General features: G+C 35.6%; 1 protein-coding gene. It reads right to left on the minus strand.

From position 1 onward, the window contains the following. On the minus strand, positions 1-202 hold a 202-nt coding region (locus Q0739_RS15045; protein ID WP_298239550.1), incomplete at both ends, for a hypothetical protein.

Below are 202 nucleotides of genomic sequence, written 5' to 3' on the forward strand. Positions count from 1 at the left end.
TTATCGGCATTAGCTTGAGATGTATGATATGTTAGTGTTCCACTACCAGTAGCAATAGAAGCAAGATCAAAAGAATTACCAATACAAATAGATTGAGCAACTCCAGCATTTACAGAAGGGAGTGTGTCAATAGAAATTAAAATGGTATCGGTATCGTAACATCCAGTTGCTAGTTCACTTCTTACAAAATAAGTTGTAGCTG

Source organism: uncultured Algibacter sp., assembly GCF_947487605.1.
GTDB lineage: Bacteria > Bacteroidota > Bacteroidia > Flavobacteriales > Flavobacteriaceae > Algibacter_D.